The 22,102-nt window shown below is 63.4% G+C and carries 20 protein-coding genes and 1 tRNA gene; 6 read left to right on the top strand and 15 right to left on the bottom strand.

The genetic code is table 11. From position 1 onward, the window contains the following. Positions 1-616, bottom strand: a 616-nt coding sequence (locus DTF_RS27375; RefSeq protein ID WP_035057819.1) for a RecQ family ATP-dependent DNA helicase, incomplete at its 3' end; no start/stop codon positions are given. 258 nt (positions 617-874) lie between these two features. Between DTF_RS27375 and DTF_RS26705 the strand changes: the two genes are divergently transcribed. Further along, complete coding sequence (locus tag DTF_RS26705; RefSeq protein WP_155890862.1) at positions 875-1,024, top strand: hypothetical protein; 150 nt, start codon at positions 875-877, stop codon at positions 1,022-1,024. A 45-nt stretch (positions 1,025-1,069) separates the two neighbouring features. On the opposite strand, the gene DTF_RS0117480 is transcribed toward DTF_RS26705, so the two are convergent. The 3 genes from DTF_RS0117480 to DTF_RS0117470 form a co-directional block, all read right to left on the bottom strand. Next, positions 1,070-2,653, bottom strand: coding sequence for a hydantoinase B/oxoprolinase family protein (locus DTF_RS0117480; RefSeq protein WP_027716372.1), 1,584 nt, complete (start codon positions 2,651-2,653; stop codon positions 1,070-1,072). A 64-nt stretch (positions 2,654-2,717) separates the two neighbouring features. Continuing rightward, on the bottom strand, positions 2,718-3,254 hold the full coding sequence (locus DTF_RS0117475) for a YIP1 family protein (protein ID WP_027716371.1): 537 nt from the start codon (positions 3,252-3,254) through the stop codon (positions 2,718-2,720). Positions 3,255-3,361: 107 nt separating this feature from the next. After that, a complete protein-coding gene (locus DTF_RS0117470) occupies positions 3,362-3,703 on the bottom strand; it encodes a DMT family protein (protein ID WP_027716370.1) in 342 nt (113 codons plus the stop codon). A gap of 215 nt (positions 3,704-3,918) precedes the next feature. Here DTF_RS0117470 and DTF_RS0117465 point away from each other — a divergent pair, with 215 nt between their 5' ends. Then, positions 3,919-4,833 (top strand): patatin-like phospholipase family protein, encoded by a 915-nt coding sequence (locus tag DTF_RS0117465; RefSeq protein ID WP_027716369.1) that lies wholly within the window; start codon positions 3,919-3,921, stop codon positions 4,831-4,833. 322 nt (positions 4,834-5,155) lie between these two features. Here the strand turns inward: DTF_RS0117465 and DTF_RS0117460 are convergent, their stop codons facing one another. Further along, positions 5,156-5,608 carry an NUDIX hydrolase gene (locus tag DTF_RS0117460; RefSeq protein ID WP_027716368.1) on the bottom strand — a complete coding sequence of 151 codons (453 nt, stop codon included), beginning with the start codon at positions 5,606-5,608 and terminating at the stop codon, positions 5,156-5,158. Further along, positions 5,605-6,399: an alpha/beta fold hydrolase gene (locus DTF_RS0117455; protein WP_051361430.1), complete on the bottom strand. Its 795-nt coding sequence runs from the start codon at positions 6,397-6,399 to the stop codon at positions 5,605-5,607. The genes DTF_RS0117460 and DTF_RS0117455 overlap by 4 nt, the downstream gene beginning before the upstream one ends. Before the next feature lie 194 nt (positions 6,400-6,593). On the opposite strand from DTF_RS0117455, the gene DTF_RS24260 reads away from it, so the two are divergent. Beyond that, a complete protein-coding gene (locus DTF_RS24260) occupies positions 6,594-7,094 on the top strand; it encodes a Slp family lipoprotein (RefSeq protein WP_051361429.1) in 501 nt (166 codons plus the stop codon). A 34-nt stretch (positions 7,095-7,128) separates the two neighbouring features. On the opposite strand, the gene DTF_RS0117445 is transcribed toward DTF_RS24260, so the two are convergent. Next, a complete protein-coding gene (locus tag DTF_RS0117445; protein WP_035057817.1) occupies positions 7,129-7,449 on the bottom strand; it encodes a DUF6504 family protein in 321 nt (106 codons plus the stop codon). A gap of 296 nt (positions 7,450-7,745) precedes the next feature. Here DTF_RS0117445 and DTF_RS0117435 point away from each other — a divergent pair, with 296 nt between their 5' ends. After that, positions 7,746-8,183, top strand: coding sequence for a hypothetical protein (locus DTF_RS0117435; RefSeq protein WP_027716364.1), 438 nt, complete (start codon positions 7,746-7,748; stop codon positions 8,181-8,183). 55 nt (positions 8,184-8,238) lie between these two features. On the opposite strand, the gene DTF_RS0117430 is transcribed toward DTF_RS0117435, so the two are convergent. The 6 genes from DTF_RS0117430 to gabT all read right to left on the bottom strand — a co-directional run bounded on the left by DTF_RS0117430 (position 8,239) and on the right by gabT (position 14,148). Continuing rightward, positions 8,239-8,315 (bottom strand) — tRNA-Arg (locus tag DTF_RS0117430). A 50-nt stretch (positions 8,316-8,365) separates the two neighbouring features. Next, positions 8,366-9,634, bottom strand: coding sequence for an ArgE/DapE family deacylase (locus tag DTF_RS0117425; RefSeq protein WP_035057810.1), 1,269 nt, complete (start codon positions 9,632-9,634; stop codon positions 8,366-8,368). Between the two features lie 162 nt (positions 9,635-9,796). Continuing rightward, positions 9,797-10,444, bottom strand: a complete 648-nt coding sequence (locus tag DTF_RS0117420; protein ID WP_027716362.1) for a 3-oxoacid CoA-transferase subunit B — start codon at positions 10,442-10,444, stop codon at positions 9,797-9,799. Next, on the bottom strand, positions 10,434-11,129 hold the full coding sequence (locus tag DTF_RS0117415; RefSeq protein ID WP_027716361.1) for a CoA transferase subunit A: 696 nt from the start codon (positions 11,127-11,129) through the stop codon (positions 10,434-10,436). Before DTF_RS0117415 ends, DTF_RS0117420 begins: the two co-directional genes overlap by 11 nt. Before the next feature lie 208 nt (positions 11,130-11,337). Next, complete coding sequence (locus DTF_RS0117410) at positions 11,338-12,717, bottom strand: aspartate aminotransferase family protein (RefSeq protein WP_226989404.1); 1,380 nt, start codon at positions 12,715-12,717, stop codon at positions 11,338-11,340. Positions 12,718-12,801: 84 nt separating this feature from the next. Beyond that, positions 12,802-14,148, bottom strand: a complete 1,347-nt coding sequence (gene gabT / locus DTF_RS0117405) for a 4-aminobutyrate--2-oxoglutarate transaminase (RefSeq protein WP_051361428.1) — start codon at positions 14,146-14,148, stop codon at positions 12,802-12,804. Between the two features lie 269 nt (positions 14,149-14,417). On the opposite strand from gabT, the gene DTF_RS24250 reads away from it, so the two are divergent. After that, positions 14,418-16,421, top strand: coding sequence for a PAS domain S-box protein (locus DTF_RS24250; protein WP_027716358.1), 2,004 nt, complete (start codon positions 14,418-14,420; stop codon positions 16,419-16,421). Positions 16,422-16,435: 14 nt separating this feature from the next. On the opposite strand, the gene DTF_RS24245 is transcribed toward DTF_RS24250, so the two are convergent. Then, entirely contained in the window at positions 16,436-18,445 is a 2,010-nt protein-coding gene (locus DTF_RS24245; RefSeq protein ID WP_035057961.1) for a hydantoinase/oxoprolinase family protein, read from the bottom strand. A 289-nt stretch (positions 18,446-18,734) separates the two neighbouring features. Between DTF_RS24245 and DTF_RS24240 the strand changes: the two genes are divergently transcribed. After that, positions 18,735-19,898: a glycosyltransferase family 4 protein gene (locus tag DTF_RS24240; protein ID WP_226989403.1), complete on the top strand. Its 1,164-nt coding sequence runs from the start codon at positions 18,735-18,737 to the stop codon at positions 19,896-19,898. An 81-nt stretch (positions 19,899-19,979) separates the two neighbouring features. On the opposite strand, the gene DTF_RS24235 is transcribed toward DTF_RS24240, so the two are convergent. Further along, positions 19,980-22,102 (bottom strand): glycoside hydrolase family 65 protein (locus tag DTF_RS24235; protein ID WP_226989402.1); only part of this gene is annotated, 2,123 nt, incomplete at its 5' end.

Here is a 22,102-nt window from a genome sequence, read left to right as displayed (position 1 = left end):
GGATGTTGGGACGGTCGAAGCCGGCTGCGAAGAGGCGGGCCCGCCGCAGGCCGAGGCGATGGAGGATGTCGTCGCGGGTCTGGGGGTCGGCGGTGGCGGTGAGGGCGATCATCGGCACGTCTGGGAAGTCGGCGCGCAGGCGGCCGAGCTGCACGTACTCCGGGCGGAAATCGTGCCCCCACTGGGAGACGCAGTGGGCCTCGTCGATAGCGAAGAGAGCTACAGGCACCTCCTCCAGCCTCTCCACGAAGGAGTCGCTCATCAGGCGCTCCGGCGCGACATAGAGGAGATCCAGGCCGCCGCCGTGCAGCTCCGCAAGCACCCGCCGCGATTCGGCGGCCCCCAGGGAGGAGTTGTAGAAGGCCGCCCGCACCCCGTTGGCGACCAGCGCATCGACCTGGTCCTTCATCAGCGAGATCAGCGGAGACACCACGATCGCCGTGCCGGGGCGGTGCAGCGCCGGAACCTGATAGCAGAGGGACTTGCCGCCGCCGGTGGGCATCAGGACGAAGGCATCCCCGCCGCCGATCAGGGTCTCGACGATCTCCTCCTGGTAAGGGCGGAAGGCGTCATAGCCGAAGACCTCGCGCAGGGTATCAAGCGGTGTGCTGGACATGGTATTCCTTCTTCAAGGTAAAAAAGAACGGCTCAGGTCGAATTATCCGCAGCTTTCGCGGTTTAAAAACCCGTTATTTAATCTGCGGCCCTCTTTGAGATCCGCGAAAAATAATAGTTTTTTGATGTCCGATGGGTCAATATCGGCGAGGACTATCTATTTTTTCGTGTATATTTGCATGCTTGCAATCACTTGCTATAATGGATTAAAGAACTTTTCGTCCACCCCCTGCCAAAAGGAAAAAGAGAGGTAAACACCATGAGAGAACTGCTCGGAAAAACGGCTTCCCTGCTGACGGTACTGATGCTGCTCGCTTCCCTCACTGCCTGCGCCACCCCGAGAGATTCGGAGACCACCCGGATCAAGTGCCCGGCCTGCGGCTATGAATTCGAGGCCCCAAGGGAGTAATTCCCATCCAGAGGATGCGGAAGATCTGCAGCGGGGAAGGGTCCGTCAGGGCCCTTCCTCTCCTCTGTCTCCCCACCCCCCTCCTCCGGGCGTCTCGATAATCAGGCGGTCACCCGGCAGCCCCTCGATGGTCGACTTGGCCGGCAGCTCCCGCTCCCGGCCATCTCGGAGAAGCAAGTTGCGTCCCGTGCGTCCCGGCCCGCCCCCCTGCAGGCCGTAAGGCGCCGTCTGCCGGCGCTCGCTGATCAGTGTGATGCGGGCCTTGCCGAGCAGTTCCACCTCCTTCACCACCCCCTCCCCGCCCCGGTGCCTTCCCTCCCCCCCTGAACCGTCCCGCAGGGCGTAACGCCGCACCCGCAAAGGGTAGGCATGCTCCAGGGCCTCCACCGGCGTATTGAGAGTGTTGGTCATGTGGGTCTGGATGCCGCTCGCCCCCTCCCCCTCCGGACTTCCCCCCGCACCGCCGGCGATCGTCTCGTAGTAGGCGAAGAGCTCGCCGCTGCGAGGATCGACCCCGCCGATGGTGAGATTGTTCATCGAGCCGCAGCTCGCCGCCGGAATCAGCCCCGGCAGGGCCTCGGCCAGTGCGCCGAGCAGGACGTCGACGAGGCGCTGGGAGGTTTCCACGTTGCCTCCCGCTACCGCCGCCGGGAAGATGCAGTCCGCCACCGTCCCCGGCTTCGTCCTCACCTCGATGGGGCGCATGCACCCGGCATTGTTTGGGATCTCCTCCGGAGCCAGCAGGCGGAAGACGTAGAAGACCGCCGAGAGGGTGATCGCCTGCACCGCGTTGACGCAGCCGGGGACTTGGGGAGCGCAACCGGAGAAATCGACCGTCGCCCGATCCCCCGCCACGGTCACCGAGCAGCGGATCGGAACGGAATCGCCTCCGGCTCCGTCGTCGTCGAGGACATCCTCGAAGCGGTACGTCCCATCCGGGATCGCTGCGACCACATCCGCCATCATCCGCGCCCCGTAGTCGAGCAGGGCCCGGCAGTACCCTTCCGTCTCCTCCAGCCCGTACTGCGCCACGATCTCCCGAAGCCGCCGCTCGCCGGTGCGGTTGGCGGCCAGCTGGGCGGTCAGGTCCCCCTCCCGCTCCACTGGTGTGCGCACGTTGGCCAGCATCAAGGCCAGCAGCTCCCGGTCGATCTCGCCGCCGCGGACGATCTTCACCGGCGGGATGAGCATCCCCTCCTGGAAGATCTCGGTGGACAGCGGCAGGGAGCCGGCGGTCATCCCCCCGACGTCGGCGTGGTGGGCGCGGTTGGCGAGGAAGAAGTCGGGGGCGTCGCCGCTGAAGAAGACCGGAGTCACCAGGGTCAGGTCGGGGAGATGGGTGCCGCCGCGGTAAGGATCGTTGAGGAGGATCATATCACCGGGGAAGAGATCGCCGCGCTCCAGGGCGGCGGCCACCGACAGGGGCATGGAGCCGAGGTGCACGGGGATGTGGGCGGCCTGGGCGACCATATCTCCCCGGCGGTCGAAAAGGGCGCAGGAGAAGTCGCGCCGCTCCTTGATGTTTGGGGAAAAGGCTGTGCGCATCAGCACCGCCCCCATCTCCTCGGTGAGGGAGGTGAAGCGGTTCTTGAGGACTTCGAGGCGGATGGGGTCGATGGAGTCTTTCATTGAGAAGAATCATACCCGATTGGAGCGCGATCATCCAGTCTTTCCGCAGCCGGGGCGGGTGGATCTAGCGGGGTACGCCGACACCGAGTGCGGCGAAGACCACGGCCAGCACGAGAATCTGGACGATCCAGCCGACCAGGCAGACCCCCACCGCCCGCCATGTACTGCGGTAGTCGAGGGCCTGTCGCACAGCGGTGATCGTGGCCACCAGCATCCAGATTCCGGCAATGATGTTGACGATCACCGCCAGTGCGGGGATAACCCCTAGAAAACGGATCAGCCCCGGGGAAGCTGCGAAGCCGAGGGTGCGCAGCATCTCCCCCGTATCGGCGGAGGTCTGTGGCTCGGGCAGAAGCTTCGTGCCGATGATCCAGATCAGCCATGCCCAGATGAACCATCCGGCCAGGGCGGCCAGGGCGAGAACCAGCAGCCCCGGGATCCCTCCTTCGGCAGCCCCGCCTACGCCGGCGGCCAGGCTCGACAGCACCACTACCAGGGCAGCCTGTCCCAGGGCGCCGCGGTCGGCCTCCACTTCCTCGTACAGATGGACATCGAGCTTTGCGGCACGCACGATGCGGTTCCACAGCAGTTTGAAATCCATGCAAACTCCATTGGGCAAGAGGTGAGAGGTAACTCTCCCGGCGAACCCACAAACAATCCTTTAAAACCGTACCTTCTCAGGATGAAAAGGTCAACATCCGTGGCTTTTCACCCTCTGAAGGTGAAGAAGACCGCGCCGAGAAGGCAGAGAGCCGCCCAGAGGTAGTCGAGCTTGAGGGGCTGCTGCATGTAGAGGAGGGCAAAGGGGATGAAGACGGCCAGGGTGATCACCTCCTGCAGAATCTTCAACTGCGGCAGGTCCAGGGCTGTGAAACCGATTCGGTTGGCAGGCACCTGCAGCAGGTACTCGAATAGGGCGATCCCCCAGCTTGCCAGGGCGGCGATGTACCAGACCCGATGGTTGAGGGTCTTGAGGTGTCCGTACCAGGCGAAGGTCATGAAAATGTTGGAAAGGATCAGCAGGAGGGTGGTCTGAAAAATGGCGGGCATGGCGTCACGGCCTCCACTAAGGGTCGAATCCGCAGGTGCGGCAGGCGGATTTTAGGGCCGCTGGAGGGAAAAAGCAATGGGAATATCACCCCCGGACCTGCGGCCTGGCATGACACCGGAATTGCGCTAAAATTAAAGCGTCAATGATCGCAATGCATTCTGACGGAGGGTTTTAATTTACGCGGCCGGGTGGGCCCGGCGCATTGGAGGCCAACATGAGCAGACCCGGCAAAATCGGCCTGGCCCTCGGAGGGGGAGCGGCTCGGGCCTTCTCCCACATCGGCGTCATTGAGGGCCTGGAAAAACACGGCATTTCAATCGACATCGTGACCGGCACCAGCATGGGGGCGATCATCGGCGCCATGTATGCCGCCCGGGGAGACTTGGCGGAGCTTAAGAAAAAGATCACAGCCTACCTGCAGAGCAATGAGTTCGCCACATCGGGATTCGACTTCTTCAGGGAGCTCGATGCCGATGGCGAGGGGCTGCTGTTTCAGATGGGGCGCCTGGCGCGTCGCGGGGTATTCAACGCCCTTATGGTGACTCGCACCGCCCTGGTCAGCGACGAGACCGCCATGCGCAACTACGCCTGCATGGTCGACGACATGGCGATCGAAGAAACCCGCCTCCCCTTCGCTGCCGTCGCTCTCGACCTGGGCAGCGGCGAGGTGGTCGTCCTCGACCGGGGTCCCCTGCGCCGGGCCATCGCCGCCTCTTGTGCCATGCCGGGGGTGCTCAATCCGGTGGAGCACGACGGCCGACTCCTGGTCGACGGAGGCTGGGCCGAAGCCGTGCCGGTGTGCGCCGCCCGCCAGCTCGGCGCCGATATCGTCATCGCCGTCGAGGTGGGTGATCCCCCGGCGGCCTTCGAGGCGCCGCGCAACGCCCTCGACGTCATCGCCCGGGCAGACGCAATGGTGCGCAATGTCCTCGCCAACGAACAGCTCAAGTCGGCCGACATCATCCTCTCTCCTCAGAACGGCGTCGCCCACTGGGCGGACTTCTCCACCGCCGCGCTGGCCATCTCGCGGGGGGAGGAGGAAGTAGACCGGCGCATCGAAGACCTTCGCCGGGCTGTCGGCAAGGAGAAGCGGTCAGGCTGGTGGGGATGGGGGGCCAGGAGTGCTTAAGTTTCCTTTGAACTTGTCTGCTCCATCGAGGCCACCAGCGTGTCGACGCCGCCTCATGGCGCACCCCCAACCATTCCCGGCTGCCTTTCTGGCAAGCACCGGATCGTCGCGAAGGAGTTCGGGGACTCCGAAATGCCTGAGTAGCCGCAAGGTCGCCTCCCCCACCTCCAGGAAAAAGGCATCCACCAGACAGGTTCCGAACAGCTGCACGCGCATCTTCGTTCACCTCACGGGTTTTCCGCGGCCGTAGCTCCGGATTATATCGGAAAACTATAGCAGAGGGCGGACGAGGGCAACCGGATTCGAAACTTGGGACTTGGATCTATGCCCCTTCCCCAAGCACCCGATAAGGATTCGTGTCATAGGCGCGGTAGAGGGTAGTCCCTTTAAAATCGAGGAGGGTTCCGAGGCGGTCACGGTTCACGGGATGAGTGACCCGCGCCAGGGACTCGGCGGGAGCGAACCAGCCGAGCTCCGGGCATTCACTGCAGGGGGTCGGTTCGCCGCTGCGGTAGCGGGCGAGAAAGGTGAAAATCAGGGCGGTGGGCGGCGAGAGCTTCGACCAGACGCAGGCCAGCGGGCCGGGGTCGATCTCCACACCGGTCTCCTCAAGGACCTCCCGGCGCAGAGCCTCCATCAGGCTCTCCCCCTCCTCGACCCGTCCCTGGGGGATCTCCCAGCCGCGCTTATGATGGCGGACCAGAAGGACCTGGTCCTGCGCGTTGCGGACCAGGGAGGAGACGACGACGATGTGTCTCGGGCTCTCCGTGCTCATGGAAGGCCCGCCTTCAGTCCCGAGACAAAGCCGGCGAGCGCCTGCAGGGTCGACCCTGGCTGGTCGCGGAAAGGGGAATGGCCGCACCGCTCCAGCAGGCGGACCTCCGGTGGGGCGGGCAGCCCCCGTTCGATCGTCTCCAGCTGCAGCGCCGTGCCGTAATTGTCCTCTTCCCCCTGGATGAGCAGCACCGGCACCTCGATCCCCGGCAGGAAGATCTCCAGGTTCCAGGAGAGAAAGAGGGGGTGGAGCCAGGCCCGGTTCCATCCCAGGAAGGCGCAGTCCACGTTGTCGCCGTGGTAGCGGCTCAGGCGCTGGCGCAAGTCGGTCTTTTCATAAGCCTCCCCGGCCTCGCGGATGCTCTCTACGGTAATCTGTTCCACCAGCACGTGAGGGGCCATCAGTGCCAGCCCCACGATGCGCTCATCCCGAAGGCCCCCCGCGTTGATCAGGGCGATGGAGGCCCCGTCGCTGTGCCCCACCAGGACCGCGCGGCGTATGCCGGCCGCATCGAGCACCCGGGGGAGGGTGACCAGACCCTCGGTGTGCATGAATCCGAGGGGGCGCGGCAGCACGCAGGGATCCGATTTTCCGTACCCGGCTCGGCTGTAGACCAGCGCTCCCCAGCCGGTCGCTTCGGCCGCGCGCTCAGGAAAATCCTTCCACAGGTCGACGCATCCGAGACCTTCGTGGAGAAACACCAGGGTGGGCGCCTCATCGGGGCCGGGACCCAGCCACAGGTATTCCAGCAACACGCCGTCGATCGAGAAAAAGTTATTCACCTTTCGCATCGGCAAGCTACCTTCCGCAAAAAAGAGGGGGACAGGTGGCCAATATACAACACCCTCTCCGGGCCCGGCAAAGAAAATTCCGCTCGGAGCCATCCAGGAAAGGGAGCGGTGCGGGAAGTGTTGGCGCCGGGCCCTTGACAGCCTCATGCTCCCGGCACCAGACTGGAAGAGGGCACAACCAAAGGAGGTCTGCCATGCGTCTCCTCTTTCTTCTCCTCACCACCCTCTTTTTCTCTGCGGCATGCGCCCCCGCCGTCAGCAGGGAGTCGATGGAACTGGTCGATCCGGAGTTCACCTTTGAGGACGTGATCCAGGCCCCGGACCGCCACATCGGCCGGTATCTTCTCCTCGGCGGCGCCGTCGTCTCCGTCCGCACCCACAACGGTGACCGCAGCGAACTTGAGGTGGTCCAGCACCCCAGCGACCACCGCGGCCGGATAACCGCCACCGACCGCTCCGCCGGACGCTTCATCCTCAAGGACGACACCTTTCGCGATCCGAACATCTACCGCCCCGGGAGACTCATCACAGTGGTAGGGCAAGTGGAGGGGAGCCGGACCGGCCGCATCGGCGAGTTCGACTATCTCTACCCCGTGCTGACCGTGCATGAACTCCGACTCTGGGCTCCGGGAGATCATCCCGACTCCACACGTACCCGTTTCGGCATCGGTGTCGGTATCGGGATCGGCCTATGAATGGGGAGATTCGGCGGCGTATGACCAGCTATGATCAACTCTCCGGCTCGGAGATGGTGAACAGCCACCACCGGGATTCCTTCCGGCCTCGGCGGGGCTGCCTCTCGAAGTAGATCTTCATCGTCGCACGGTCGGTGGTAACGACTTCGAACCAGTGCTTGCGGGCATACATCTCGCCGCTGCCGTGACGGCACTTCCCCGTCTCGCGCCAGCTGCGGAGCACTGCCGCAACCTCAACAGTCCGCCCCCGCCACAGAAACTCGCGCGGCAGCCCGGGACCGCCGGCGGCCATGAGGGATGTGTCGGCGGTTGCGACGACCGGTACGAGGGGTTCATCAACGAATCGTTCAGCCATGCCGGATGCACCCTTACTCAAGCGAGTACCTTTCCGTCCGCAAAGGAAAAAACGCCCTCTCTTTTTCCTCTATCATAAATCGCGGGTGACTTCAGTTATTTTCGTCAAGAACGAATACAAATCAATCAGAAGGGCGGTGCCGGGAATTGAGGAGAAAAACCGGGGTGAGGAGTTTCTCTTGCAGCAGCTGAACGATCTGATATGGATTAATAATATAGCGTTCATCCGGAAACGCCGGATGAACACTCATGGGAAGGAGAAGGCGATGATCTGGAACCAGCCCGGGGACTGACGTCATGCCGGCCTCCGATTTCACCATATCGACCCTGTTCCTGATCTTTCTGATGCTGTTCTTATTGATCGGCAACAGTCCGGCGTTGCATCGGTGGTTGGATCGAGTCACCGGAATGGCGAGGCGGGAAGGTGAAGCGGCGCCGAAAAAAGAGCCCGAAGAAGAGCCGGGCGGGATAAGCCAACAGGCGAAGGACTACGAGGCGATCATTTTTCAGCAACTGGCTCTCGCCGGGGAGAGAGGGCTCTCCCCGGCGAGCCTGGCCGACAACCTTCATTTCGATAAGACGATGGTCGAAAAGGCTCTCGCCTCCCTGAAACGCCAGGGGATGATCGAGCGGAGCGGCCTGCTCGGCACAAGGTTTCATCTGTCCCAAAAAGGCCGCGAGCATGCCGTTCAGGAGGGAATCATCCCCCGTCTCCGCATCGGCGAAGGAGGCTGAAGGAGCGGCTTCACGTGGGGCAGGAAGGATAATCCCTGCCCCGGAGAAATAAAACTGGCGCGCCGCGGAGGATTCGAACCCCCGACCCTCTGATCCGAAGTCAGATGCTCTATCCAGCTGAGCTAGCGGCGCGTAGAGGTGGGATGTTCTTCTATAGCATACGAATGAGATCTTATCAATTCCTACTCCACCAGACCGCACCAGCGGGCGAGGAAGAGGGCGTAGGCTCTGGCGACCTGGTGGATGCTGTCGATGCGCACCCGCTCGTCGGCGCCGTGGATGTTCTCGGCGACGGGGCCGTAGCAGGTCCCCTCCCCCCGGCCGAAGAAGTGGTAGGCGCGCAGGTCGGTGGTGCAGGTGGAGACGTAGCTTTCGGCGTCGGCGCCGGTGAGGGCGCGGTGGCAGTCGTTGAGGACGGTGGGGACGGAGTGGGTGCGGTCGAGGACGTGCCCCTCGGAGCGGAAGGCGTAGAATTTCACTTCGGGGGGGTTGGCGGCCAGCCAGGGGTCGGCCGCCGCGGCCTTGGCCACCGCATCCTCGATGCGCCGGCGCACCTCATCGTACGGGGTGCCGGGGAAGAAGGAGAGACGGCCGTGAAACTCGGCCAGGGCGGGGACGGTGGAGGGCCAGTCCCCTCCCTTGATGATGCCGATGTTGAGGTTGAGGGGATGGGAGATGCCGCGATAGGGTTCGGGGCGCTCCTCCTCGTTCATCGCCTCCTCCAGCTCGCGCAGGGCGGCGATGAGCGGCCAGATCTTCTCGACGGCGTTGGCGCCGGCGGCGGTGTCCTGGACATGGGTCGATACGCCTCGCAGGCGCACCTTGAACCAGAGCACCCCAACCTGGGCGATGTAGATGGTGGGGCCGAAGGGCTCGGGGATGAGCACCGCCTCGGCGTCGTATCCTGCCGCCAGGGTGGCCAGGGCGCCGTTGCCGCAGCACTCCTCCTCGATAACCGCCGCCAGCGTGACCGGCGCCCGCAGGCCGAAGCCGGCCCGCTCCACGGCGTGCAGGGCGAAGCTCATCGCCGCCACCCCCGCCTTCATGTCGCCGCCGCCGCGGCCGTACAGCCATCCTTCGCGGACCACGGGAGCAAAGGGGTCGCTCTGCCAGAACTCCGACGGCTCGGGGCTGACCACGTCAAGGTGTCCGTTGAACAGGGCGCTTCGTCCCCCCTCCCCGTTCGCCTCCCGAACGGCCACCAGGTTCTCCCGCCCCTGGTAGCTCCAGGGAACCGGGGCGAAGCCGGGATGCCCCGCGAGCTTCTCCGGCTCCACCGGCACCCGCACCGGCGACAGCCCCATCCCCGTCCACGCCTTCTCGAGCAGGTCGACGGCGCACCCCTCGTTTCCCAGGGTGCTCGGCTGCTCGATCAGGCGCATGGTCAGCTCGAGGATGTCGTACCCCAAGGCGTCGACGGCGGCGATGATCTTTTCTTCATGGGCATTCATGGGCAATCCTGGGAGACTAAAGATCGAAAGTCAAAGGCATATTGCACGCGGATAAAATCTGATCAAATCGGATAAAGGCGGATCAATCCTTTATCTTTTGGTTTAAATCAGATTTTATCGGACTTTATCCGAAGTTATCCGCGTGAAACGGTTTTCGAAGTTTCAAAACCTCTCCACCTCCCCCTCATACAGCAGCGGCGCCGCCGTCTTCTCCCTCACCTCCTCCAGCGTCGTCCCCTCCGCCAGCTCGCGCAGCATCAGCCCCTGGGGGGTGACGTCGATGACGGCGAGCTCGGTGATGATGGTTTTGACGCACCCCCGGGCGGTCAGCGGCAGAGTGCAGCGGGGGAGAATCTTCGGCTCCCCATCCCGGGTGGTGTGGGAGGTGGTGACGACCACCTTCTTCGCCTTCTGCGCCAGCTCCATGCCGCCGCCGATGCCGGGCGCCATCTTCCCCGGGATGATCCAGTTGGCCAGATCGCCTTTGGCGGCCACCTCCAGGGCGCCCAGGAAGCTGACGTCCACCCGGCCGCCGCGGATCAGGGCGAAGGAGACGGCGCTGTCGAAGAAGGAGGCACCGGGGGCGAGGGTGACGTAGTTGGCGCCGGCGTCGATAAGGGTGCGATCCTCGGTGCCTCCCCGGCAGCGCGGGCCGATGCCGAGGATACCGTTCTCCGACTGGACCAGGACCTCGGTCCCCTGCGGCAGGTAGTCGAGGATCATGGTGGGGATGCCGATGCCGAGGTTGATCACCTGCCCCGATTCGATTTCCCGGGCGGCGCGCTCGGCGATTTTCTCCTTAAAGGACATGGTGGGGAAGCACTCCGTAGTCGGGGGTGAGTTCCTCCAGCAGCACCAGGTGGTCGACGAAGGCGCAGGGGAGGTGGACGGCGTCGGGGTCGAGCTCGCCGGTCTCGACCACCTCCTCCACCTCGGCGATCACCGTGTCGGCGGCCATGGCCATCAGGGGGCAGAAGTTGCGTCCGCTGCGGGCGAAAAGCAGGTTCCCGGCCCGGTCGGCCTTTGCCGCGTGGATCAGCGCCACGTCCCCCCGCAGGGCCGGCTCGTAGATCGCCTCCTGTCCGTCGACATGCATCACCTGCCGGCTCTCCCGCAGCACCGTGTCGAGGCCGATGTCGGTGAGGATGCCGATGAGCCCGGCGCCGCCGGCCCGGATCTTCTCCGCAAGGATCCCCTGAGGGTAGAGGAGCACCTCGATCTCCCGCCGGTTCATCCGCTCCACGGCGAGGGGGTTGAGGCCGATGTGGGAGGCGATCAGGGTGTGCGCCCGCCCCGCCTCGATGAGCCGGGACACCCCCGTCCCCGGCTCGTTGGCGTCGTTCTTCACCAGGGTGAGGCCGTCGACGCCCTGCTCCACCAGCCGGTCGAGGAGCACGAAAGGGGTGCCGGGGCCGCCGAAGCCTCCGACCATCACCGTCTGTCCGCTTTTTACCGCCCCGAGGGCTTCATCGATGGATCGCAGCTTGTCGATCATAAACCCATGATTGGTTATTGGTTATCAGTTTAAATCAAAGCGTTTCACGCGGATAACTTCGGATAAGGTCTGATAAAATCTGATTTAATTCAAAAGACAGGGGTTGATCCGCCTTTATCCGATTTGATCAGATTTTATCCGCGTGAAACGGCCCTTGAATTTTTGTGTTCTGAGTTTTGCCGTTACCCCGTCCCGCGTCCCTCGTCCCTCATCCCGCCTTAAGCTTCTCCTCCGTCCTCGCCAGCGCCCGGTCGAGGCGGTCGAGCAGCTCCCGGATCTCCTTGCGGGTGATGATCAGCGGGGGGGCGATCATCACGTGATCGCCCTTCAGGCCGTTGATCGGCCGGCGGGGGTAGACGATCAGCCCCTCGTCGTAGGCCATGTCGGTGAGGAGGAAATGGACCTTGTCCTCGGCCGGGAAGGGGGCTTTCGTCCTGCGGTCGGCGACCAGTTCGATGGCCATCAGCAGGCCGCGGCCGCGCACGTCCCCGATGAACTCGTACTTCCGCTTGAGGCGGTCGAGACCGTTCTTGAGGCTCCTGCCCATCAGCTCGGCGTTCTCCGACAGCTTGTTTTCGGTGATCACCTGCAGCACCTCCAGGCCGACGGCGCACCCCATGGGGTTGCCGGCCAGGGTGTGGCCGTGGAAGAAGCCGCCCTTCGCCAGCATCTCCTCCACGTACTCGGTGCGCGCGGCGATGCCGCCTAAGGGGTAGTAGCCCCCGGTCATCCCCTTGGACATGACCACGATGTCGGCCTCCACGTCCCAGTGCTCGTAGGCGAAGAGTTTGCCGGTGCGGCCGAAGCCGGTCATCACCTCGTCGAGGATCAGAAAGATGCCGTACTTGCGGCAGATCTGCTCGATCACCCGGAAGTACTCCTTCGGCGGGACGACCGCCCCGGTGCTGGCGCCGCCGATCGGCTCGGCGACGAAGCCGGCGACGCTGTCCGGCCCCTGCTCTTGGATGGCCTTCTCCAGCGCCCAGGCGCATTCGAGGGTGCAGGCGGGCCGCTTGTGGTAGGGACAGCGGTAGCAATAGGGGGCCGGGATCTTGGGGAAGGCCTGGATCATCGGCCGGAAGGGGATCTCCAGCGGGGCGTAGGAGGTCAGCGACAGTGCCCCCAGGGTGGAGCCGTGATAGGAGGGGGTGCGGCTGATGAACTGCTGGCGCTGCTTCTCGCCGCGGTTGAAGAAGTACTGGCGGCAGAGCTTGATCGCCGCCTCCACCGCCTCGGAGCCGCTGGAGACGAAGAAGATCCGCTGCAGGTGCGGCGCCAGGTGGCTCGCGAGCTCGGCGGCGTAGCGGTGCGCCGGCTCGTTCTCGAACTGCGTGCGGTAGGCGAAGACGGCCTTGCGCGCCTGGTCCGCCAGCCGGTTGGCGACCCGCAGGTTGCCGTGGCCGATGTTGCAGGTGACAGCCCCTGAGCTGCCGTCAAGGTATTCCTTGCCGGTGTGGTCCCAGATGTAGATGCCGGAGGCGTGGTCGATGAAGGGGAGCTCCCGCCGGCCCTGGTAGAAGAGGTGGTCGGTTCGGAAGGTGTCGAGGTACTCCATGGAGTATTCTTGCTGGTGTTCGTGTGGATTCATCCGTTCTCCTGAAAAGCAGGCTCGAGGGCGGAGGCTTGACGCAAAGACGCCGCACCTTGGACCTTTGACTTTGGACCTTCGACCTTACTTCCCCAGTACCTCCTCCACCGCCTCTTCGAAGATTCCGGCCGCCTTCTCCAGCTGTTCGTCAGAGACCACCAGCGGAGGCAGAAAGCGCACCACGTTGCTGAAGACCCCGGCGCTGATGACAAGCAGTCCGCGCCTGAAACAGGCCGCGATGAGGGCGCCCGGGATCTCCTTGGCAGGCGTCTTCGAATCGGGGTCGGTGACGAACTCGGCGGCGACCATAGCGCCGAGGCATCGGACGTCGCCGATCTGCGGATAGCGCTTCTGAAGGGTGCGCAGTCGCCCCTCCAGAAACTCGCCGATGTGCCGGGCGCGAGCGCAGAGGTTCTGCGTCTCAATCTCCCCGATGGTCGCCAGGGCGGCAGCGCAGGCCACCGGATTGCCGCCAAAGGTTCCGCCGATGCGCCCCGGCGTCGGCGCGTCCATGATCTCGGCGCGGCCGACCACGGCGCTCAGTGGCAGGCCCGAAGCGATCCCCTTGGCGAGGGTGATCAGGTCGGGGACGACGCCGTAGTGCTCCGAGGCGAAGAGTCGGCCGGTGCGGCCGAAGCCGGTCTGCACCTCGTCGGCGATGAGCACGATTCCGTGGCGGTCGCAGATCTCGCGCAGGCCGGGGAGGAACTCCGGAGGCGGAACGATGAAACCTCCCTCCCCCTGCACCGGCTCGATGATCATGGCGGCGATCTCGGTGGGATCGGCCTCGGCAGTGAAGAAACGATCGAAGTAGTCGAGGCAGGCGAGACCGCAATCGGGATAGCTTGCGCCGAAGAGGCATCGGTAGCAGTAGGCCGAGGGGACCTTGTGGATCTCCGGGGCGAAGGGGCCGAACTGGTGCTTGTACGGCTTGACCTTGCTGGTGAGGGACATGGTCAGCAGGGTGCGGCCGTGAAAGCTGGCCTCGAAGGCGATCACCCCGGGGCGTCCCGTGTGGGCGCGGGCTATCTTCACCGCGTTCTCCACCGCCTCGGCGCCGCTGTTGACCAGCATCGCCTTCTTCGGTCCGTCGCCGGGGGTGATCTCCACCAGCTTCTCCGCCAGATCGACGTAGGGGGTGTAGCCTGCGACCATGAAACAGCTGTGCAGCAACTTTTCCGCCTGCCGCCGGATCGTTTCGACCACCCCCCCGGGGCAGTGCCCGGCGTTGGCGACGCCGATGCCTCCATAGAAATCCAGGTAAAGATTCCCGTCGATGTCGCGGATCACCGCGCCGCGAGCGCTCTCGATGACGATTGGCGCCATGTGGGTGATCCCCCTGGCGACGCAGCGTTCCTTGCGTTCGAAGTGTTCGCGGGTGGCAGCGCCTGCGGGGGCTCCCACGCGCGGCAGCTCGTTGCCCTGCAGCATCACGACTCCTTTGATCGATTCGGGTTTTTAATTCGAGTGTTGCCGTTGAATATTGCGTCTTGAAATCGTCAAAACGACCGGTTTCCCAGCTGAGAGAAAAAGCATCGGAATAATACGGATTTGTTCTGTTACTTAAAACCTAACAGAAGATCGGAAGGATTCAACCCGGAGTTCGGAGCGCGCCATGACATTAAAAAGTGTTATCCCCTGTTTTGCGGGGGAATATCATGTGATAGAGTATTAAATCCTTTTAGCGTTATGGGGTTCCCATGGACAAAGAGAAGGATCGTCTTGCCGCCCTCGAGGAGGAGAACCGTTTTCTGAGAGCCAGGCTACGAGAGCTGGAGAGGGATGCGAATGCCCCCGGAGACCGGATCGAGCTGCTCGAGGGGATCATGGAGAGCACAGAGGACCTCATCGCGGCGCAGGACAAAAATTTCCGCTATCTTGCTTTCAATTCAGCCTACCAGCGGCAAACCAAACGGGTCTTCGGCATCGACATCGAGATAGGGACCAGCATGGCCGAGGCCCTGGCCGATCTACCGGATGATCAGAAGAATGCGGTGGAATTGTGGGGACGGGCACTCGGCGGGGAGGCCTTCACGGTCACCCGGGAATTCAGGGGGATTGGCAAGCCGAGGGTCTTCGAGGGGCATTGGCATCCCTTGCGCCGACAGGGAGGAGAAATCTTCGGGGCGGCGCAAATCGTCCGGGAGGTCACCGACCGGGTGCGGGCAGAAGAGGCGCTGCGCACCAGCGAAGAGGAGTTTCGGTCGTTTTTCAACAATGCGGCCGTAGGGACGACGCAGCTCGACCTGACGGGGCGCCTGACCCGGGTCAACGACCGTTTTTGCGAAATCACCGGCTACAGCCGCGAGGAGCTTCTGCGGATGTCTCCTCTGGAGTTCACCCATCCGGAGGACATCGAGTCGAGCCGGCGGGGAATTTTCGATCTCCTGCATGGCGACATTTCAACCTACAGGGCCGAAAAGAGATTCATTCGCAAGGACGGCGAGCTGGTCTGGACCCACCTGGCGGCGAGCCTTGTACGCGATATCTATGGAACTCCCCGACATACAATTGCCGTCATTCAGGACATCAGTGACCGCCATCGCATGGAAGAGGAACTGCGGGCCGCCAAAGAAGCGGCTGAGGAAGCCAGTAGAGCCAAAAGCGAATTTCTGACGACCATGAGTCACGAGATCCGCACCCCCATGACTGTTTTTCTCGCTGCCCTCGAACAGCTCCTGGAAAGCGACCGGGATCCACAATGCAGGCCCTACCTCGAGCTGGCGAACAAGTCGGCCCGCCGCCTCAGGTCCCTCATAGAAGACATCCTTGACTTCTCACGGATCGAAGCCAGGCGGGTGGAGATTCTGGAGGAGCCCTTCGATCCACGCGCCTGCGTGCGGAATTCCGTCGACATCCTTTCTGTTCTTGCCCGGGATAAGGGGCTGCGTCTGGAGCTGAACATCGCACGGAATATGCCGCCCATCCTCATCGGTGATTCGGACCGGCTCGGCCAGGTCCTTCTGAACCTCATCGGCAACGCCGTCAAATTCACCGACCATGGCGAGGTGACTGTATCGATGCGAACCCGCGGCAAGCATCTTGTCTTATCGGTGAGCGACACGGGCAAAGGAATCCCCAGGGAGAAAAGAGGCCTGCTCTTCCGGCGCTTCAGCAGGACGGAAAGCCTTCATGAGCGTCGTCACGAGGGAACGGGGTTGGGACTGGCGATCTGCAAGGGACTGGTCGAGTTGATGGGAGGGGAAATCGGTATGCGGGGGCGTCCCGGAGGAGGGAGCGTCTTTTTCTTCACTCTTCCCCTCCGCCTGCCGGAAATGGCGGAGCCGCTCGCCTCGGCCGACGGGGCGACCGAGAGGGTCTGCCTCTATCCGCAGGCCCACATCCTGCTGGTGGAAAACGACCCGATGGTGCGGGAAATTCTCCTCATGCTGCTCAGTCAGCCCGGCTGGCGAACGGAGGTGGCCGAATCGGGAAGTGATGCGATCGCCCGCTGGCAGGAGAACAGAACCGACCTGATTCTAATGGACCTGCAGCTTCCGGAGCTGGGTGGCCTGGAAGCGGCCGGCCGAATCCGTGAGCTGGAAAAAACGAAGGGGGGACGCACCCCAATCATCGCCCTGAGCGCCCACGCCCGCAACGGTATCCGGGATGAATGCCTGGAGGCGGGAATGGACGACTTCCTCCTGAAACCCTTCCGCAAGGAGATCCTCCTCTCCCGCATCGCCAGGCATCTGGGAGGATGAAGCAGGTCCGTCTTCTACCCTCTGTTCGCCGTCTTCGATTCTCGCCCTACCCTCTCCAGCACCAGATTCCCCCGCGCGTCCACTCTTCCCCTCCACCCTTCGCCGATCAGGTGGGTCGCGGTCTCCTCCACCACCAGAGCCGGCCCTTCGAGCTCTCCTCCGCAGGGAAGCTGGGCCCGCTCGAAGACGGGGCATTCGATCGGCCTGCCGTCAAGGATCATCGAGACGCTCTCCATCGACCGGACTTCTCCTTCGATGCAGATGCCGTGAGTCAGGTCGGCGTGGGAGCCGCGGCCGACGGCGCGCAGGCGCAGGGTAACGATTTCCATCCGGCGGCCGTCGTCGCGATAGCCATAGAGGCGTTCGTGGGCGGCATGGAAATCGCCGCGGAAATCGTCGGAAAAGGGGACGTTGACCTCGAAGGACTGGCCGCGGTAGCGCAGGTCGATGGAGCGCTCGAGGCGAAGCTGCTCAGACGTCACCCCCTCGGCGGCCATCTCCCTCCGCGCCCGCGCCTCCAGAGGGTCGAAGAGTCCCTCCATCTCAGAGGGGGACGTCTCCCCGGGTCGCAGCACCGAGAGGGAGTAGTCGCGGATGGAATCGGAGAGGACCATGCCGACGGCGGAGAGGAGTCCGGGATGGACGGGGACGAGAATCCGGGGGATGGACAGCTTTTCGGCCAGGGCGCAGGCATGAAGGCCGCCGGCCCCGCCAAAGGGGAGGAGGGTGAAGTCGCGGGGGTCGAATCCGCGCTGCACGGAGACCACCCGCAGGGCGCCGGCCATGGTCGATTCGGCCACCTCGATGATCCCCTCAGCCAGGCGGCGGGGTGTCAGGCCCGCTTCGGCGGCCAGCGCCTCGATCGCCTTTCTGCTGCGGCCGGCGTGGAGCTTCATCCGCCCGCCGAGAAAGCGCCCCGGCAGCAGGCGGCCGAGGTAGAGATTGGCATCGGTGACGGTGACCCGGTCCCCCCGTCCGTAGCAGACCGGGCCGGGATCGGCGCCGGCGCTCTCGGGTCCGACCCGCAGGGCCCCGCCGGCGTCGATGCGGGCGATGGAGCCGCCGCCGGCGCCGACTGTGTGGATGTCGATCATCGGCACCTTGACGGGCCAGCCGGCGATCACCGTCTCGGAGGTGGCCGGCAGCGACCCGTCGCAGAGACCGACATCCGTGCTGGTTCCCCCCATGTCGAAGGTGATGATGCGCTCCAGGCCGGACCGTCGTGCCGTCTCGAAGGCCCCGGTCATGCCCCCGGCCGGTCCGGAGAGGATGGTGCGCACCGCTTCGCGCCCTGCCGTCTCGGCGAGGATGGAGCCGCCGTTGCTCTGCATGATCTTGAGATGGCCGGCGCCGAGCCCCCGTTGCAACCGGGAGATGTAGCGTTCCATGACCGGTGAGACGGCGGCGTTGACCGCCGTGGTGGAGGCGCGCTCGAATTCACGGTATTCGGGAAGGATCCGGTGCGAGGCGCTGACCCGGAAACCGGCCGCCTCCAGGGCCTTCAGCAGGCGCGCCTCGTGGTCGGGATTGGCGTAGGAGTGCAGAAGGCACAGGGCCACGGCGTCGCCGCCGCTCTCCCGCACCGCCGCCACCGCCCGCGCTATCTCCTCATCCGTCAGCGGGACCTCCACCGTGCCGTCGGCCAGCATCCGCTCGCGGACCTCCACCGTTCGCCCGGCAGGGACCAGGGGGGGGCGGCGGCGCGGGTGCAGGGCGTAGAGGTCGGGACGGTTCTGCCGGCCGATGCGCAGCAGGTCGCGGAAGCCTTCGGTGACCGCCAGGGCGACCCGGGCCCCCTTTCCTTCCAGGAGGGCGTTGGTTGCCACGGTGGAGCCGTGAAAGACCAGGGCCTTCCCGTCGCCGAGGAGATGGCGTACCCCCTCCAGCACCGCCCGGGAGGGATCGTCGGGGGTGGAAGGAAGTTTCCAGGTGCGCACTGAGGTTCCCTCCACCAGGATCAGGTCAGTGAAGGTGCCTCCTGTGTCGACACCAATCAGGGGTGCGGATGGGCGGACACTTTTCATGGAACGGATTATACTGCATCGATCGGCCCTCAGCCAGGGTAAAGAGAAGACGCTCCGGTCGTCGCCGGGGTGTATTTTTGTCCGAAAAAAATTCTTTCTCGCCTTAACGGCAGCAGAGATAAACATTCCGACACCTTGCGGCGGAGATCCGCCCCCCACTCTTCCCCCGCAGGAGTTTTTCCCACCCGGCAAGCTTGTCTCGGTCCGATTAGGTGCTAAAAGGGTTACGACGTCCTTTCGCTGGACGGCTGGTCATGGAGATGTTCAAAAAGCTGACCGGAGAGCTCAGATGAAGATGCCGACCCTGCAGGGAACCGTTCTGATGACGACCGATGCGGTGGGAGGGGTTTGGGACTACTCCCTGGAGCTGGCCTCGAACCTCCTCACCTGCGGAATCGAAACCGTTCTGGTCACCATGGGGCCACGGCCCACCAATGCCCAGAGAGAGAAAGTCCAGGCCCTGAATCTATTTCTGGAGGAGGGCGATTTCCTTCTGGAATGGATGCCGGGCTCCGACCGAGACATCCGCCGGGCTGGCTCCTGGCTGCTGCAACTGGAGAAAAAGATCCGCCCCGACCTGATTCATCTTAATGGCTATGCCCATGCCAACCTCCCCTGGAAAGCTCCCTGCCTGGTGGTGGCCCATTCGTGCGTTCTGTCCTGGTGGCAGGCGGTCAAGAGCTGCCCGGCGCCGGCGAAGTGGAACGCCTACGCCCGGCGGGTGCGGCGGGGGCTTCGCGTGGCAGCCAGAGTCGTCGCCCCGAACCGGACGATGGCCCACATCCTCCAGCAGCTCTACGGCCCCCTCCCCCACTGCCGGACCATCTATAACGGTCGCAATCCCGGCGATTTTCCCCCGCAGCAAAAGGAGGAATTCATCTTCTCGGCCGGACGCCTGTGGGATGAGGGAAAGAACATCGCGGTCCTCGAAGAGGCCAGTGTCGACCTTCCCTGGCCGGTCCTCGTCGCCGGCGCCGTCACCCAGTCCGGGACCGGCGAAAGCCGAAGAACCCGGGTCTGCCTTCTCGGCCGGGTTCCGCATGAGGAAATGACCCATTGGCTGGGCCGGGCGGCGATTTACGCCCTGCCTGCGCGCTACGAACCCTTCGGTCTGCGTATTCTGGAAGCGGCTTTTTCAGGGTGCGCTCTGGTTCTGGGCGATATCCCCACCCTGCGGGAACTGTGGCGGGACGCAGCCTTGTTCGTTCCTCCCGAAGATCCTTCAGCACTCCGGGAGGCGCTTCAAACCCTGATCCTCGATCCGGCTCTTCGAGTTGATCTCGCCCGGCGGGCCTGCAGACAGGCCATGAATTATACCTCCGAACGCATGACCCGCAATTATCTTTCCCTCTACGGGGAGCTCATGGACCTCGATGATCAGATCACGATTCCATCTCCTGCAAGTCGAGCGGTTCCCAAGCCCTTTCTGGTCAAGAAGTGGAGTTTTAGATGAAAGCGGCGATAGACGTACACAGAAAAACCCGCCATCTCCTTCCGGTAAATGGCGGGCCTTGGTGAATCTGTCACAAGAAGATTACTCCTCCGATGCTCCTTTATTTATCGGCAGGATCACGGATTCGCCTGTCCGGAGGAGGACCTCTTCGCCTTCGTGGACGATCGTCAGTCCGGCCCCCTTCCTCAGCAGATAGGTCGCCGTTTTCTCCCCCATTTCCACGACCAGTTCCTGGCCCTGGATTTCCAGAGGAAACCGCAGTTTCCTGAGCTGCCGTGGGAGGTGCGGATCGAAGGTGAGACGCCCGCCGTAGTCCCGCATCCCGGCGAACCCGTACACCATGACCATCCAGGTGCCCCCCATCGAGGCGATATGGCAGCCGTCCCGGACATTGCCGCCGACATCGGCGAGATCCATGAGGACAGCGTAGCGGGCATACTTCAGGGCTTTCTCGGAGTCCCCGATCTCGGCGGCGACGACGCTCTGGATGCAGGCGGACAAGGAGGAGTCGCCGGTGGTCAGGGGATCGTAATATTCGAAATTGAGCTTTTTCTCCTCGGCGGAAAATTTGTGTCCCAGGAGAAACATGGCCAGAACCACATCAGCCTGCTTGATCACCTGATGGCGATAGATGACCAGCGGGTGAAAATGAAGCAGAAGCGGGAATTTGTTCTTGGGCGTATTCTTTAGGTCCCAGACTTTCCGGTCGAGGAAGCTGTCGTCCTGGGGGTGGATTCCGATGGCTTTTTCAAAGGGGAGATACATATTGTCCGCCGCCCTGCGCCATTCCTCCACCTCAGAGAAGGCAACCCCCGTCCGGTCGACCAGGGTGTCGAAATGCTCCGGATGATTGTCCCTCATGTAGGTTATCGTGTCGGCGGCGTAACGGAGGTTCTCATGGGCCATGAGGTTCGTATAGGTGTTGTTGTTGACGACTGTATTGTATTCATCTGGGCCGGTCACTCCGTCGATGCAGAACCTTCCCCCCTTCCGCTCGGAATAAAAACCGAGGTCGAGCCAGAGCCGGGCCGTCTCCACCAGCATCTCCGCACCCTCGTTGAACAGCAGTGCCACATCTCCGGTAACCTCCACATATTTTTTCAGGGCGAACATGATATCGGCGTTGATGTGATACTGAGCTGTACCAGCCGCGTAGTAAGCCGAAGCCTCTTCTCCGTTAATGGTGCGCCAGGGGAAAAGAGCCCCCTTCTGGTTGACTTCCTTGGCGCGCTCCCGGGCCCGCTCCAGCATATGATAGCGGAACATGAGCAGGTTCCGGGCGATGTGCGGGGCGGTATAGATGAGGAATGGAAAGACATAAATTTCCGTATCCCAGAAGTAATGCCCCTCGTAGGTCTGACCGGTCAGCCCTTTGGCCGGGATACCAGATCCCTCGGCCCTTCCGGCTGCCTGGAGAATCTGGAACAGATTCCAGCGGAGGGCCTGCTGGATCTCATCGCTGGCGCGGCGGAACTTATCGGTGCTGCCATCCACCTGAACGTCGCTGCGCCGCCAGAACTCGTCCATATACTTTTTCTGGCTGCTGAACAGATAACCGATTCCCTGCTTGACAGCCCGGTCGAGGGTTCGTTCCGCTCGGACGCACAGCTCTTCAGGGGATGCACCCCGCGAGTTATGGTAAACCAGAAATTTCACAAGATGGACCGGCTTGCCCGGTTGGGCATCGATCGAGTAGACCACCTGGCCGATATTGTGCGAGCATTCACTGCGGAAGGTGTAGGGGCATTCGGTCTCGATGACATGGTCGACGCCGCAGCTCAGACTCATACCGCTGTTGTTGGCCGTGTGCGCCAGCAGGATGCGAGCCCCTCTGCTGTACCCCGCCTTGGGCACCAGGACCTGTTCGGTGAATCCCTGGGACTGGCGGGGATCTCCTTCGCTGACCTGATTGGAGCGGTGCCCGATCAGTTCCGAAGAAATAACCATTGGCGCCTCGGCATTCAGAACCGTCACCTGATAGGATATGGCCGCCAGGTGCCGGTGCTGAAAAGATACCAGGCGGCGCGACTGGATCAGCACCTGCTTGCCCGCCGGCGTCTCCCAGAGAATTTCCCGGTCGAGGGTGCCGACGCGCATATCGAGGGTCCTCTCGAAAAGAAGGAGGTTGGCCGTCGGCAAAAAAAAGGGTTCATCATCGATGAACAGACGGATGACCTTTCCGTCCGTGACGTTGAGCATGGTCT

The organism is Desulfuromonas sp. TF (genome assembly GCF_000472285.1).
In the GTDB taxonomy this organism is placed as follows: Bacteria; Desulfobacterota; Desulfuromonadia; order Desulfuromonadales; family ATBO01; genus ATBO01.
Note: the sequence above shows the minus strand (reverse complement) of the source record. Positions and strands in the feature narration are given on the sequence as shown.